At 68.5% G+C, this 14331-nt stretch carries 11 protein-coding genes and 1 tRNA gene; 10 read left to right on the top strand and 2 right to left on the bottom strand.

Annotated elements, in window-relative coordinates:
* Positions 1-257: 257 nt before the first annotated feature.
* A complete protein-coding gene (polA, locus tag ABZT02_RS10745) occupies positions 258-2984 on the bottom strand; it encodes a DNA polymerase I (RefSeq protein ID WP_356016305.1) in 2727 nt (908 codons plus the stop codon).
* Positions 2985-3152: 168 nt separating this feature from the next.
* Between polA and ABZT02_RS10740 the strand changes: the two genes are divergently transcribed.
* The 8 genes from ABZT02_RS10740 (at position 3153) to ABZT02_RS10705 (ending at position 12548) form a co-directional block, all read left to right on the top strand.
* Positions 3153-5432 (top strand): FdhF/YdeP family oxidoreductase, encoded by a 2280-nt coding sequence (locus ABZT02_RS10740; protein WP_356016304.1) that lies wholly within the window; start codon positions 3153-3155, stop codon positions 5430-5432.
* A 54-nt stretch (positions 5433-5486) separates the two neighbouring features.
* Positions 5487-5948, top strand: a complete 462-nt coding sequence (locus tag ABZT02_RS10735; RefSeq protein WP_356016302.1) for a hotdog fold thioesterase — start codon at positions 5487-5489, stop codon at positions 5946-5948.
* A gap of 55 nt (positions 5949-6003) precedes the next feature.
* Positions 6004-6690 carry a hypothetical protein gene (locus ABZT02_RS10730; protein WP_356016300.1) on the top strand — a complete coding sequence of 229 codons (687 nt, stop codon included), beginning with the start codon at positions 6004-6006 and terminating at the stop codon, positions 6688-6690.
* 226 nt (positions 6691-6916) lie between these two features.
* On the top strand, positions 6917-8143 hold the full coding sequence (locus ABZT02_RS10725) for a branched-chain amino acid ABC transporter substrate-binding protein (RefSeq protein ID WP_356016298.1): 1227 nt from the start codon (positions 6917-6919) through the stop codon (positions 8141-8143).
* A gap of 133 nt (positions 8144-8276) precedes the next feature.
* Entirely contained in the window at positions 8277-9206 is a 930-nt protein-coding gene (locus tag ABZT02_RS10720) for a branched-chain amino acid ABC transporter permease (protein WP_356016296.1), read from the top strand.
* A 5-nt stretch (positions 9207-9211) separates the two neighbouring features.
* Positions 9212-10981, top strand: a complete 1770-nt coding sequence (locus tag ABZT02_RS10715) for a branched-chain amino acid ABC transporter permease (RefSeq protein ID WP_356016294.1) — start codon at positions 9212-9214, stop codon at positions 10979-10981.
* A 41-nt stretch (positions 10982-11022) separates the two neighbouring features.
* The gene (locus ABZT02_RS10710) at positions 11023-11835 is read left to right on the top strand and encodes an ABC transporter ATP-binding protein (RefSeq protein ID WP_356016340.1); all 813 of its coding nucleotides are present in this window, start codon (positions 11023-11025) and stop codon (positions 11833-11835) included.
* Positions 11832-12548 (top strand): ABC transporter ATP-binding protein, encoded by a 717-nt coding sequence (locus tag ABZT02_RS10705; RefSeq protein ID WP_356016292.1) that lies wholly within the window; start codon positions 11832-11834, stop codon positions 12546-12548. Before ABZT02_RS10710 ends, ABZT02_RS10705 begins: the two co-directional genes overlap by 4 nt.
* A gap of 72 nt (positions 12549-12620) precedes the next feature.
* Here ABZT02_RS10705 and ABZT02_RS10700 read toward each other — a convergent pair whose 3' ends face one another.
* Positions 12621-13277, bottom strand: a complete 657-nt coding sequence (locus ABZT02_RS10700; RefSeq protein ID WP_356016291.1) for a response regulator — start codon at positions 13275-13277, stop codon at positions 12621-12623.
* 104 nt (positions 13278-13381) lie between these two features.
* On the opposite strand from ABZT02_RS10700, the gene ABZT02_RS10695 reads away from it, so the two are divergent.
* Positions 13382-13465: transfer RNA gene (locus tag ABZT02_RS10695), tRNA-Leu, on the top strand.
* A gap of 86 nt (positions 13466-13551) precedes the next feature.
* On the top strand, positions 13552-14331 hold the full coding sequence (locus tag ABZT02_RS10690; protein ID WP_356016290.1) for a helix-turn-helix domain-containing protein: 780 nt from the start codon (positions 13552-13554) through the stop codon (positions 14329-14331).

Raw genomic sequence — 14331 nt, 5'->3', positions numbered from 1 at the left:
GTTCACCCGCCAGCAGCTGAAGATCGACAGGCCGGCGTCCGTTACAGGGCCCTGCTCAAATGACCGAGCCGCCGGACCGAGGACGGACACCCCCCACCCCGGCCCCGACCCCCAACCCACCCGCACGCGCTACACAAGCCCCCACCGGGCCGAAGCAGGCCGCCGCAGGCACCCAGGGGCGCGGGGAACTGCGCAAAACGCCCGCCCCCACCGGAGCCGCAGACACACGACAACCCCACCCGCTACACCGCCGGAGGCTAGTGCGCCGCGGATTCCCAGTCCCGACCATCCCCCACCGAAACACCCAACGGAACGTTCAGACGCACGGCGTCGGACATCTCCCGCCGGACGATCTCCTCCGCCGCCACCCGCTCCCCCGGCGCGACCTCCAGCACGATTTCGTCGTGGACCTGGAGCAGCATCCGGGAGGCGAGGCCGGCCTCGCGCAGCGCGCCGTCCACCTTGAGCATCGCGATCTTGACGATGTCCGCCGCCGTGCCCTGGATCGGCGCGTTGAGAGCCATCCGCTCGGCCGCCTCACGCCGCTGACGGTTGTCGCTGTTGAGGTCGGGGAGGTAGCGCCGGCGCCCGAAGAGCGTCGCCGTGTACCCCGTGGCCCGAGCCTCGTCGACCGCCCGCCGCAGATAGTCCCGCACCCCACCGAACCGCTCGAAGTACGCGTCCATCAACGCACGCGCCTCCCCCGCCTCGATGTTCAGCTGCTGCGAGAGCCCGAACGCGGACAACCCGTACGCCAGCCCGTACGACATCGCCTTGATCTTCCGTCGCATCTCCGCGTCGACCGCGCCGGGCTCGACCGCGAAGACCTGGGCGGCGGCCGTGGTGTGCAGGTCCTCCCCCGAGGTGAACGCCTCGATGAGCCCCTCGTCCTCGGAGAGGTGGGCCATCACCCGCAGCTCGATCTGGCTGTAGTCGGCGGTCATGAGGGACTCGAAGCCCTCCCCCACCACGAACCCGCGCCGGATCGCCCGCCCCTCGTCCGTACGGACCGGAATGTTCTGGAGGTTCGGATCCGTCGACGACAGACGACCCGTGGCCGCGACCGTCTGGTTGAACGTCGTATGGATACGGCCGTCCGCGGCGACCGTCTTGATCAGCCCCTCCACGGTCACCCGGAGCTTGGCCTGCTCACGGTGCCGGAGCATGATCACCGGCAGTTCGTTGTCCGTCTGGGCCGCCAGCCACGCGAGCGCGTCGGCGTCCGTGGTGTACCCGGTCTTCGTCTTCTTCGTCTTCGGCAGGCCGAGCTCGCCGAAGAGGACTTCCTGGAGCTGCTTGGGCGAGCCGAGGTTGAACTCGTGCCCGGCCGCCGCGTGCGCCTCCTTCACGGCCTGCTGGACCGCACCCGCGAACATCTGCTCCATGGCCTCCAGGTGGGCCCGGTCGGCCGCGATGCCGTGCCGCTCCATACGCGCCAGCAGCGCGGAGGTGGGCAGCTCCATGTCCCGCAGCAGGTCCGCGGCCCCGACCTCCTCCAGGCGGCCCTCGAAGGCCAGGCCCAGATCGAGCACGGCCCGGGCCTGGATCATCAGCGCCTCGGCCTCGGCCCCGTCGTCCGCGCCGAAGGCGAGCTGCCCGTCGGCCGCGGCGGCGGGCGCCAGCTCCCGGCCCAGGTACTCCAGTGACAGCGCGTCCAGGTCGAAGGACCGGCGCCCCGGCTTGACGAGGTACGCGGCGAGCGCGGTGTCCATGGTGACGCCGGCGACGCTCCAGCCGTGCTCGGCGAAGACGCGCATGGCGCCCTTGGCGTTGTGCAGCACCTTGGGCCGGCCGGCGTCGGCGAGCCATGCGGTCCAGGCCCGCTCGTCGGCCTCGTCCAGCTCGGACGGGTCGAACCAGGCGGCGGCCCCGCCGGCTGCGGCGAGCGCGACCTCGGCGACCGAGCCGGTGCCGAGGGCCCAGGTGTCGACGGTGGCGAGGCCCAGGGGCTGCTGTGCGCCGTGCTCGGCGAGCCAGCCGGCCAGCTCGCCGGTGCCGAGCACCTGGCCGTCCACCGCCACGCCCGGCGCGACGACGGGGGTGCCCTCGGCCTCCTCGGCGCCCGGGTCGACGGCCAGGAGCCGCTCCCGCAGGGAGGGGTTCCTGATCTCCAGGGTGTCGAGGATCATCGCGAGCGTCTTGCGGTCGTACGGGGCCCGTTCCAGGTCGGTGACCGTCTTCGGCAGCTCCACCGTGCGCACCATCTCGGTGAGGCGGCGGTTGAGCTTGACGGCCTCCAGGTGGTCGCGGAGGTTCTGCCCGGCCTTGCCCTTGACCTCCTCGACGCGCTCGACCAGCTCAGCGAACGAACCGAACTGGTTGATCCACTTCGCGGCGGTCTTCTCGCCGACGCCGGGGATGCCGGGCAGGTTGTCGGACGGGTCGCCGCGCAGGGCCGCGAAGTCGGGGTACTGGGCGGGCGTCAAGCCGTACTTCTCGAAGACCTTCTCCGGGGTGAACCGGGTCAGCTCCGAGACGCCCTTCGTCGGGTACAGCACGGTGGTGTGCTCGCTGACCAGCTGGAAGGAGTCACGGTCACCGGTGACGATCAGCACGTCGAAGCCCTCGGCCTCGGCCTGTGTGGCGAGTGTGGCGATGACGTCGTCGGCCTCGAAGCCGTCGACGGCGAAGCGGGAGACGTGCATCGCGTCGAGGAGCTCGCCGATCAGCTCGACCTGGCCCTTGAACTCGTCCGGAGTCTTTGAGCGATTCGCCTTGTACTCCGTGAACTCCTCGGAGCGCCACGTCTTGCGGGACACGTCGAAGGCCACCGCGAAGTGGGTGGGGGCCTCGTCGCGCAGGGTGTTCGCCAGCATCGACGCGAAGCCGTAGATCGCGTTGGTCGGCTGGCCGGTCGCGGTGGTGAAGTTCTCCGCGGGCAGCGCGAAGAACGCGCGATAGGCCAGCGAGTGCCCGTCCATGAGCATCAGGCGCGGGCGGCTGCCGGGGCTGTTGTCGGTCTTCTTCGCTGCTGTCTCTGCCACGCCCCCGATCCTGCCACGCCCCACTGACAGTCAGACCCGCTCGCCGCCGACGGCACGGAAGGGGCAAGCCCTGCTGCCGCTCCCCGCACGCCCGGCAAACGGCGTTGTCACCGGCGCGTGCGAGGATCGGAGACGTACCTCACATGTGTGTGCGAAGGAGAGTGTCCGATGGCCACGAAGCCGCCCAAGGGTGATCCGGTTCAGGACGCTCCCCAGGTCACCGAACCGAAGCACGCGGCGGCGGGACTGCCCGCCATCGGCCACACCCTGCGCATCGCCCAGCAGCAGATGGGTGTGAAGCGCACCGCGCTGACCCTGCTGCGCGTCAACCAGAAGGACGGCTTCGACTGCCCCGGCTGCGCCTGGCCGGAGCCCGAGCACCGGCACGCGGCGGAGTTCTGCGAGAACGGCGCGAAGGCGGTCGCCGAGGAAGCCACCCTGCGCAGGATCACACCGGAGTTCTTCGCCGCGCACCCCGTCGCCGACCTCGCGACCAGGAGCGGCTACTGGCTGGGCCAGCAGGGGCGGCTCACCCATCCCATGTACGTCCCAGAGGGCGGCACCCACTACGAACCGGTGACCTGGGAGCGCGCCTTCGACATCATCGCCGAGGAGATCGCCGCCCTCGGCTCCCCCGACGAGGCCGTCTTCTACACCTCGGGCCGCACCAGCAACGAGGCCGCGTTCCTCTACCAGCTCTTCGCCCGCGAACTCGGCACGAACAACCTGCCGGACTGCTCCAACATGTGCCACGAGTCGTCCGGTTCGGCGCTCAGCGAGACCATCGGCATCGGCAAGGGCAGCGTCCTGCTCGACGACCTCTACCAGGCCGACCTGATCATCGTCGCGGGCCAGAACCCGGGGACCAACCACCCCCGCATGCTCTCCGCCCTGGAGAAGGCCAAGGCGAACGGCGCGAGGATCGTCAGCGTCAACCCGCTGCCCGAGGCCGGCCTGGAGCGCTTCAAGAACCCGCAGACCCCCCAGGGCATGGTCAAGGGCGCCGCGCTCACCGACCTCTTCCTCCAGATCCGCATCGGCGGCGACCAGGCCCTGTTCCGCCTCCTCAACAAGCTGATCCTGGAGACCGAGGGCGCCGTCGACGATGCCTTCGTGCGCGAACACACCCACGGCTACGAGGAGTTCGCCGAGGCGGCCCGCGCCGCCGACTGGGACGAGACGCTCGCCGCGACCGGCCTCACGCGCGCGGAGATCGAGGAAGCCCTCTCCATGGTCCTCGCCTCCGAGCGGACCATCGTCTGCTGGGCCATGGGACTCACCCAGCACAAGCACTCCGTGCCGACCATCCGCGAGGTCGTCAACTTCCTCCTCCTGCGCGGCAACATCGGCCGCCCCGGCGCCGGCGTCTGCCCGGTCCGCGGCCACTCCAACGTCCAGGGCGACCGCACCATGGGCATCTTCGAGCGCCCCGCGCCCGCCTTCCTGGACGCCCTGGAGAAGGAGTTCGGCTTCGCCCCGCCGCGCGAGCACGGCTTCGACGTCGTCCGCGCCATCCGCGCCCTGCGCGACGGCGAGGCCAAGGTCTTCTTCGCCATGGGCGGCAACTTCGTCTCCGCCTCCCCGGACACCGACGTCACCGAGGCCGCCATGCGCCGGGCCCGCCTCACCGTGCACGTGTCGACCAAGCTCAACCGCTCGCACGCGGTCACGGGCGCGCGTGCCCTCATCCTGCCGACCCTCGGCCGCACCGAACGCGACCTCCAGAGCAGCGGCGAGCAGTTCGTGACCGTCGAGGACTCCATGGGCATGGTGCACGCCTCCCGGGGCCGCCTGGAGCCCGCGAGCGGGCAACTGCTGTCCGAGCCCGCCATCGTGTGCCGCCTCGCCCGCCGGGTCCTGGGCGAGAACAGCGACACGCCCTGGGAGGAGTTCGAGAAGGACTACGCCACCATCCGCGACCGCATCGCCCGCGTGATCCCCGGCTTCGAGGACTTCAACGCACGCGTGGCGCGGCCCGGCGGCTTCACCCTGCCGCACGCCCCCCGCGACGAGCGCCGCTTCCCCACCGCCACCGGCAAGGCCAACTTCACCGCCGCCCCCGTCGAGTACCCCGAACTCCCCGAGGGCCGGCTGCTCCTGCAGACACTGCGCTCGCACGACCAGTACAACACCACGATCTACGGCCTCGACGACCGCTACCGGGGCATCAGGAACGGCCGCCGGGTCGTCCTGGTCAACCCCGAGGACGCCGACCGGCTCCGGCTCGCCGACGGGTCCTACGTCGACCTCGTCAGCGAGTGGAAGGACGGTGTGGAGCGGCGGGCACCCGGGTTCCGGGTCGTGCTCTATCCGACGGCCCGCGGATGCGCGGCCGCCTACTACCCCGAGACCAACGTCCTGGTGCCGCTGGACGCCACCGCCGACACCAGCAACACCCCGGCCAGCAAGTCCGTCGTCGTACGTCTGGAACAATCGGCAACCGACTGAGCGTTTGCTCAGCACAGCCAGTCGTAGCAACCAGGACGAACGGAGCCCGGCCCCATGGGTGAGCAGCAGCACGTCACGTTCCCGCAGGAGGTCATCGACGAGTACGCGGCGCTCGGCGTCGACCTCGTCGCCATGTTCTCGGCCGGGCACCTGGGCACCCGCATGGGCGTGCAGATCGTCGAGGCCTCCGCGGACCGAGTCGTCGGCACCATGCCGGTCGAGGGCAACACCCAGCCGTACGGCCTGCTGCACGGAGGCGCCTCGGCCGTGCTCGCCGAGACCCTCGGCTCCGTCGGCTCCATGCTGCACGCCGGAAGCTCCAAGATCGCCGTGGGCGTCGACCTGAACTGCACCCACCACCGCGGGGCGCGCTCGGGCCTGGTGACCGGAGTGGCCACCCCGGTGCACCGGGGCCGCTCCACCGCGACCTACGAGATCGTGATCAGCGACCAGGAGGAGCGCCGCGTCTGCACCGCCCGCCTGACCTGCCTCCTGCGCGACGCCCCCGCCCGCTAGCCACGCAGACACACACCGGCTGGGCACGAACCCCCGACTCCCCTACCGTTCTCCCATGACCGGCATCGGCCCCGTCGAGCCCGTCGACTCGCCGGATTCCGGAGAGAGTTACGACGTCATCGGCACCGACGGCCCCCGGCTGGCGGACCGTTGGAGCGCGCGGTGGCGCAGCATGCCACCGCGCGCCCGCAGGGCCACCCTCACCACCACGGCGATCGCCCTGCTCGCGGCCGCAGTTCTTGTCCCCCGCACCCTCTTTGAGGACCATCACCCCGAGCCGGACCACACCCCCGTCCCCTGGCCCGCCAACGTCACCGCCTGGCGGTACCTCGGGCCCGCCGGACTCCCCGAAACCCCCGGCACCCACCCCACCAGCGGCCGCTTCCGCTTCGCCGTCGACGTCCACGGCGGACCCCCCGTCACCCTCCAGGTCACCGGCGCCGCCTTCACCGGCCTCACCGCCCACGCCCTCCCCGAGACCTTCACCGTCCACCCCGGCACCACACACCGGGTCACCGTGCAGATAACGGTTTCCGACTGCTCGGGTCTGCCCCTGAATGCCGACCTACCATTTCTTGACGTAACGCTCCGTAACGCGCGCGCAATACAGCATCACAGTTTCATCTTCGGCCGGGCCTACTCCCACGACCTTTTCCAGCTCCTCCGGGGCGCCTGCGGCACAACCCCGGCCCCACAGCCCGGACGGCCAAGCGGAAGTGCAGGTTCTCAAAATGCGGACTGAGGGGATATTCCGCCAAACCGGCCGAGACCCCCCTCCACGGAAGCCCGCCATCCACCACGTCATAACAAGAAAGTCACAAGCCAGCGCACAGCGATGCCCCTGCCCGCAAACCGGGCTTAGAGTCACCGCCAGTCACCGCTCCATCGGGAGTTCGGTAAAGCGCGGGCACCAGCCGCACCCACGAGGGCGCGCGTGCCTGCGGAAAGGACTGATTGTGCGACGTTCCATGGTGATACTGACCTCCGTCATGGCGACGGGGGCTCTCACACTCACCGCCTGTGGCTCCCGAGACGACAAGGGCGGCGACAGCGACAACGGCGGTGGCACCACCCTCACCATCGGCGTGGACGCCCCGCTGTCCGGCGAGAACTCCACCACCGGTCTCGGCATCCAGTACGGCGCCCAGATCGCCGTCGACGACGCCAACAAGAACAAGCTCGTCCCCGGCGTCACCTTCAAACTGAAGGCCTACGACGACAAGGCGCAGCCCGCCACCGGCCAGTCCAACGCCACCACCATCACCGGTGACAAGACCGCCGTCGGCGCCGTCGGCCCGCTGAACTCCGGCGTCGCCCAGACGATGCAGCAGGTGTTCGCCTCGGCCAACATGGTCCAGATCTCCCCCTCGAACACCAACCCCGAGCTCACCCAGGGCAAGAACTGGCAGACGGCGAAGAAGCGTCCCTACGCGACGTACTTCCGCACCGCCACCACCGACGAGCTCCAGGGCAGCTTCGCCGCCGACTACGCGTACAACGGCCTCAAGAAGAAGAAGGTCTTCGTCGTCGACGACAAGCAGACCTACGGCGCCGGCCTCGCGAAGATCTTCACCGAGCAGTTCAAGAAGCTCGGCGGCACCGTCGTCGGCAGCGACCACATCAACACCGGCGACAAGGACTACGGCTCCCTCGTCACCAAGATCAAGAACGCCAAGGCCGACCTGCTCTACTACGGCGGCCAGTACGACGAGTCCTCCCTCATCACCAAGCAGATGAAGGGCGCCGGCGTCAAGATCCCGCTGTTCGGCGGCGACGGCATGTTCGCCTCCACCTACATCGAGACCGCGGGCACCGCCTCCGAAGGCGACCTCGCCACCGCCGTCGGCGTCCCCGCCGACACCCTGCCCGCCGCCAAGACCTTCATCGAGACCTACAAGGCCAAGGGCTACAAGGGTGACTACGGCGCCTACGGCGCGTACGCCTACGACGCCACCACCGCCATCATCAAGGCCGTGAAGGCCGCCGTGGACGCCAACGACGGCAAGGTCCCCAGCGACATCAACGCCCTGCGCTCCTCCGTCGTCGACGGCGTCCAGAAGTCCGACTTCGAAGGCATCTCCGGCAAGGTCGCCTTCGACCAGTACGGCGACACCACCAACAAGCAGCTCACCGTCTACCAGGTCACCAAGGGTGCGTGGAAGGCTGTGAAGACCGGCACCGCCGACCTCGGCTAGTCCAGGCCCCAGCAGCACACAGCAACACCACCACGGGCCGCGCGGAAGGGGACCCCGACCGCGCGGCCCTTGCCACACCCCACCCCAGCACGCATACGTGCACACGACCACCAGCGACAATGGAGGCCACGCGGTGAACACCCTGCCGCAGCAGCTGGCCAACGGGCTGCTCCTAGGCTCGATGTACGGGCTCATCGCCATCGGCTACACGATGGTGTACGGCATCGTCCAGCTCATCAACTTCGCGCACGGCGAGATCTTCATGACCGGGGCCTTCGGCGCCTTCACGGTCTACTTCTATCTCCTGCCCGACGGCACCTCGATGGCCATAGCCGTCCCCCTGATGCTGATCGGCGGCGGCCTCGTCGCCATCCTCATCGCCGTCGGAGCGGAACGGTTCGCCTACCGGCCCCTGCGCGGAGCCCCACGGCTCGCACCGCTCATCACCGCGATCGGTCTCTCCCTGGCCCTCCAGGAAGTCGTCCGCAACTTCTACCCCCGCGCAGACCGCGCCGTCGCCTTCCCCGGCCTCGACGCCACCCACGACATCGGTTCCGTCACCATCAAGGACTCCGACATCTTCCTCGTCGTGGCAGCCATCGTCTGCATGTCCGCCCTCGCCTTCTTCGTCCGCAAGTCCCGCACCGGCCGCGCCATGCAGGCCACCGCCCAGGACCCGGACACCGCACAGCTCATGGGCATCGACACCAACCGCATCATCGTGATCGCCTTCGCCATCGGCGGCTTCTTCGCCGCCGTCGCCGCCGTCGCCTACGGCATGAAATACGGCAGCATCGACTACCGCATGGGCTTCCTGATGGGCCTCAAGGCCTTCACCGCCGCAGTCCTCGGCGGCATCGGCAACATCTACGGCGCCATGCTCGGCGGCCTCGTCCTCGGCGTCGCCGAAACCCTCGCCTCCGCCTACATCGACGACATCCCCGGCATGCACCTCTTCGGCGGCGGCTCCTGGAAGGACGTCTGGGCCTTCTGCCTGCTCATCCTCGTCCTCCTCGTCAGGCCACAAGGCCTGCTCGGCGAACGCGTAGCGGACAGGGCGTGATCACGATGACCGACACCACCACCCGCGGCCTGATCCCGCTCCCCCTCGCCGCGGCCCGCGCACTCCTCCTCGCCGGAGGCATCGCCACCGCCGCCTCCGCCTTCCTCGCCTGGACCTGGACCAGCGAGTTCCCCGGCGACCTCACCATCAGCGGCTACCCCGGCGGCCTCCAATGGCTGACCTTCATCGCCGGCCTCCTCACCACCCTCTTCGCCCTCTCGGCCTACAACATCCGCGGCCTCCGCGGCCTCATCCCCGCCCGCAACAACGCCCCCCTGGTGCTCACCGCACTCGGCGGCTTCGGCGTCACCTGGTACACGATCATCTCGATCGCCACCGAACTCGGCGGACTCGCCAACCTCGAACCGGGCGGCTGGGTCGCGGCCATCGCCTCCCTCCTCCCCGTCATCGGCGCCTTCGCCCTCCCCGAGCCCCGCACCGCGAGCGCCAAGGGCAACCTCAAGGCATACCTCGCCAAGCCCGACAACATCCCCGCCCCCGCACCCATCAGCCCCTGGGTCGAGCGCGCCATCATCACCCTCGCCACCATCGTCGGCCTGGCCGTCTTCACCTACGGCATCGACACCGAGTACGGCGAACTCTTCGTCGGCTACCTCATCGTCGTCGTCTTCGCCGTCTGGGCCCTGCACACCGCCGGACTCAACGACCGCTTCTCCCGCATCGTCGCCCGCAACCGCAGCTTCACGCTCGCCATGGGCTTCGCCGCCGCGATCGCGTTCCCCTTCACCCAGACCAACGACCACTACGCCAACATCGGCGTCAACATCCTGATCTTCGGGACCGTCGCCCTGGGCCTCAACATCGTCGTCGGCCTCGCCGGCCTCCTCGACCTCGGATACGTCGCCTTCCTCGGCGTCGGCGCCTACACCGCCGCCCTCGTCTCCGGCTCCGAGTTCTCCCGCTTCTCCGGCGTCCACTTCCCCTTCTGGGCCGCCGCCCTCACCGGCGCCGCCGCATCGCTCGTCTTCGGCGTCCTCATCGGCGCCCCCACCCTGCGACTGCGCGGCGACTACCTCGCCATCGTCACCCTCGGCTTCGGAGAGATCTTCCGCATCGCCGTCAACAACCTCGACGGCGACTCCGGCCCCGACCTCACCAACGGCCCCAACGGCATTCCCGCCATCCCCGACCTCAAATTTTTCGGGTTCAACCTCGGCGAAGCCCACGACATCGGCGGCTTCACCCTCGGCCGCTTCGCCAACTACTACCTGCTCATGGTGCTGATCATGGCCATCGTGGTCCTGGTCTACACCCGCGCCGCCGACTCCCGCATCGGCCGCTCCTGGATCGCCATCCGCGAGGACGAGACCGCCGCCACCGCCATGGGCATCAACGGCTTCCGCGTCAAGCTCATCGCCTTCGCCCTCGGCGCCACCCTCGCCGGCCTCGCCGGCACCGTCAGCGCCCACGTCACCTACAGCGTCGTCCCGACGCCGTACCAGTTCGCCGGCTCGACACCCCCCAACTCGGCCTTCCTCCTCGCCGCGGTCGTCCTCGGCGGCATGGGCACGGTCGCAGGCCCCATCCTCGGCGCAGCCCTGCTCTACCTGCTGCCCGAGAAGCTCGTCTTCCTCCAGGACAAGTCGCTGCTGGCCTTCGGCATCGCCCTCATCCTGCTGATGCGCTTCCGCCCCGAAGGCATCATCGCCAACCGGCGCCGCCAACTCGAATTCCACGAGACCGGCCAACTCGACGTACCAGAAACAACGACACTGACCGGCGAACCGGCCGCCGTCACCAAGGCGGGGGCGTGAGCACCGTGACCACACCAGTACTCGAAGCCCGTAACGTCACCATGCGCTTCGGCGGCCTCACCGCCGTCCGCTCGGTCGACTTCACCGTCAACGCAGGCGAAATCGTCGGCCTCATCGGCCCCAACGGCGCCGGCAAGACCACCTTCTTCAACTGCCTCACCGGCCTCTACGTCCCCACCGAAGGCACGGTCTCCTACAAGGGCACCGTCCTCCCACCCAAGCCCCACCTGGTGACCAAGGCCGGCATCGCCCGCACCTTCCAGAACATCCGCCTCTTCGCCAACATGACGGTCCTCGAAAACGTCCTCGTAGGCCGCCACACCCGCACCAAGGAAGGCCTCTGGTCCGCCCTCCTCCGCGGCCCCGGCTTCAAGAAAGCGGAAAAGGCCAGCGAAGACCGCGCCATGGAACTCCTCGAGTTCATCGGCCTCGCCGGCAAACGCGACCACCTCGCCCGCAACCTCCCCTACGGCGAACAGCGCAAGCTGGAAATCGCGCGAGCACTCGCCTCCGAGCCCGGCCTCCTGCTCCTGGACGAGCCCACCGCCGGCATGAACCCCCAGGAGACGCGGGCGACCGAGGAACTGGTCTTCGCCATCCGCGACAAGGGCATCGCCGTCCTCCTCATCGAGCACGACATGCGCTTCGTCTTCAACCTCTCCGACCGCGTCGCCGTCCTCGTCCAAGGCGAAAAACTCATCGAAGGCACCTCCGACGTCGTCCAGGCCGACGAACGCGTCATCGCGGCCTACCTCGGCGAACCCTTCGACGGCGACCCCGGCGCAGCAGAAGCCGCCGAAGTCGACGCGGCCGAAGCGCGGAGCACCACCAGCACCAAGGGAGAAGGCCAGTGACCGCACTCCTCGAAGTCGAGGACCTCCGGGTCTCCTACGGCAAGATCGAAGCCGTCAAAGGCATCTCCTTCAGCGTCGAAGCAGGCCAGGTCGTCACCCTCATCGGCACCAACGGCGCCGGCAAGACGACAACACTCAGGACACTGTCCGGACTGCTGAAGCCCACCTCCGGCAAGATCCTCTTCGACGGCAAACCCCTCAGCGGCGTACCCGCCCACAAGATCGTCTCCTTCGGACTCGCCCACTCCCCCGAAGGCCGACACATCTTCCCCCGCCTCACGATCTTCGAGAACCTCCAGCTCGGAGCATTCCTGAGGAAGGACAAGGAAGGGATCGAAAAGGACATACAGCGCGCCTACGAACTCTTCCCCATCCTCGGCGAACGCCGCAACCAAGCCGCAGGCACCCTCTCCGGCGGCGAGCAGCAGATGCTGGCCATGGGCCGCGCCCTCATGTCCCAGCCGAAGCTCCTCATGCTCGACGAGCCCTCCATGGGCCTCTCACCGATCATGATGCAGAAGATCATGGCGACCATCGTCGAACTCAAGTCCCAGGGCACGACGATCCTCCTCGTCGAACAGAACGCCCAGGCCGCCCTGTCCCTGGCCGACCAGGGACACGTCATGGAGGTCGGCACCATCGTCCTCTCCGGCACCGGCCAGGACCTGCTCCACGACGAGTCCGTCCGCAAGGCCTACCTCGGCGAGGACTGACCCTTCGGCGATACGACTGAGGCCCGCGCCCCCTGCTGGGGACGCGGGCCTTTGTCTTTACGGCCGCCGATCTCAGCCCTTGTTGGCCTTCTTCTCGTCGGCATCCTGAATGACCGCCTCGGCGACCTGCTGCATCGACATGCGCCGGTCCATCGACGTCTTCTGGATCCACCGGAACGCGGCGGGCTCGGTCAGACCGTACGAGGTCTGAAGAATCGACTTCGCCCGGTCGACGAGCTTGCGGGTCTCCAGGCGGAGGGTCAGGTCGGCGACCTCGTTCTCCAGCTCCCTCAGCTCCGTGAACCGGGACACCGCCATCTCGATCGCCGGCACGACATCGCTCTTGCTGAAGGGCTTGACGAGATACGCCATCGCACCGGCGTCCCTCGCCCGCTCGACCAGGTCACGCTGCGAGAAGGCGGTGAGCATCAGGACCGGGGCGATCCGCTCCTCGGCGATCTTCTCCGCCGCGGAGATCCCGTCCATCTTGGGCATCTTCACGTCGAGGATCACAAGGTCCGGCTTGTGCTCACGGGCGAGCTCGATGGCCTGCTCGCCGTCGCCTGCCTCGCCTACGACGCTGTAGCCCTCTTCCTCCAGCATCTCTTTGAGGTCGAGCCGGATCAGGGCCTCATCCTCGGCAATGACGACACGGGTCGTCAGCGGAGGCACGTGCGACTTGTCGTCGTCGGGCGCGTCTACGGGCTGGGGCGACTCGGGGGCGGTCACGGGGGCTCCTTGTTACGGGCCGGGCAGGTACTGCTGTTTATGCAGCCTACCTAGAGGCGGGGACATGCGGTGACCCGGTATGCTTCCCGACAGCGCCCCAGCTTGCCCGGTTGGAGGAACTGGTCAGACTCGCGGCACTCAAAATGCCGTGCCCTTTGGGCATGTGGGTTCGAATCCCACACCGGGCACATTCAGGAAGAAGCGGATGTCCACGTTCTCGTGAACATCCGCTTTTTGCTGCGTGTCGCCGCGATCATCCTCGCAGAGTGTCGGCATGGAACAGCACAGCCCTTCGATTCGCGCCCAGGCTGTCGCACTGACGCGTCAGGGCGTCCCCAACCGGACAGTCGCGGAGCGCCTAAACACCCCACGCGGAACCATCGGCTGGTGGCGCAGCGAAGACCGCAAGGCACGGGGTGAGACCTACGAGCAGCCAACGGACTGTCCTCGATGCACGGGGTGCTCGTTCGACGAAACGGCGTACGCCTACCTGCTCGGCCTCTACCTCGGAGATGGCCACATCATCTCGAAGCCGAAGCAGCACCATCTATCCATCTTCTGCGACGCAACACAGACCGGCCTGATTGCTGCCGCTGAAGACGCCATGCGCAGAGTGATGCCGCTGCCCAGCGTCAAGCAGCGCTTCAAGCCCGGCTGCGTCGAGGTGAAGTCGTACACCAAGCACTGGACCTGCATGTTCCCCCAACACGGCCCAGGCAAGAAACACGATCGCCTCATCGCCCTCGAACCCTGGCAGCAGGCGATCGTCGACGCCCACCCCTGGGAGTTCATCCGGGGTCTCATCCACTCCGACGGGTGCCGCATCACCAACTGGACGACCCGCCTCGTAGCCGGTGAACGCAAGCGCTACGAATACCCCCGGTACTTCTTCACCAACAAGTCCGACGACATCCGGCGCCTCTTCACCGACACCCTCGACAAGGTAGGCGTCGAGTGGACCACCCTCGCTCGCGGCAGCGACCCGTTCAACATCTCGATCGCCCGGAAGGCCTCAGTAGCCCTGATGGACACCCACGTAGGTCCCAAACACTGA

Source organism: Streptomyces sp. NPDC005402 (assembly GCF_040606575.1).
GTDB lineage: Bacteria > Actinomycetota > Actinomycetes > Streptomycetales > Streptomycetaceae > Streptomyces.
Note: the sequence above shows the minus strand (reverse complement) of the source record. Positions and strands in the feature narration are given on the sequence as shown.

Coding starts and splice junctions, on each gene's coding strand:
- ABZT02_RS10740 (WP_356016304.1), top strand. CDS start 3,153: ATGGCCACGAAGCCGCCCAAGGGTGATCCGGTTCAGGACGCTCCCCAG.
- ABZT02_RS10735 (WP_356016302.1), top strand. CDS start 5,487: ATGGGTGAGCAGCAGCACGTCACGTTCCCGCAGGAGGTCATCGACGAG.
- ABZT02_RS10730 (WP_356016300.1), top strand. CDS start 6,004: ATGACCGGCATCGGCCCCGTCGAGCCCGTCGACTCGCCGGATTCCGGA.
- ABZT02_RS10725 (WP_356016298.1), top strand. CDS start 6,917: ATGGTGATACTGACCTCCGTCATGGCGACGGGGGCTCTCACACTCACC.
- ABZT02_RS10715 (WP_356016294.1), top strand. CDS start 9,212: ATGACCGACACCACCACCCGCGGCCTGATCCCGCTCCCCCTCGCCGCG.
- ABZT02_RS10710 (WP_356016340.1), top strand. CDS start 11,023: ATGCGCTTCGGCGGCCTCACCGCCGTCCGCTCGGTCGACTTCACCGTC.
- ABZT02_RS10690 (WP_356016290.1), top strand. CDS start 13,552: ATGGAACAGCACAGCCCTTCGATTCGCGCCCAGGCTGTCGCACTGACG.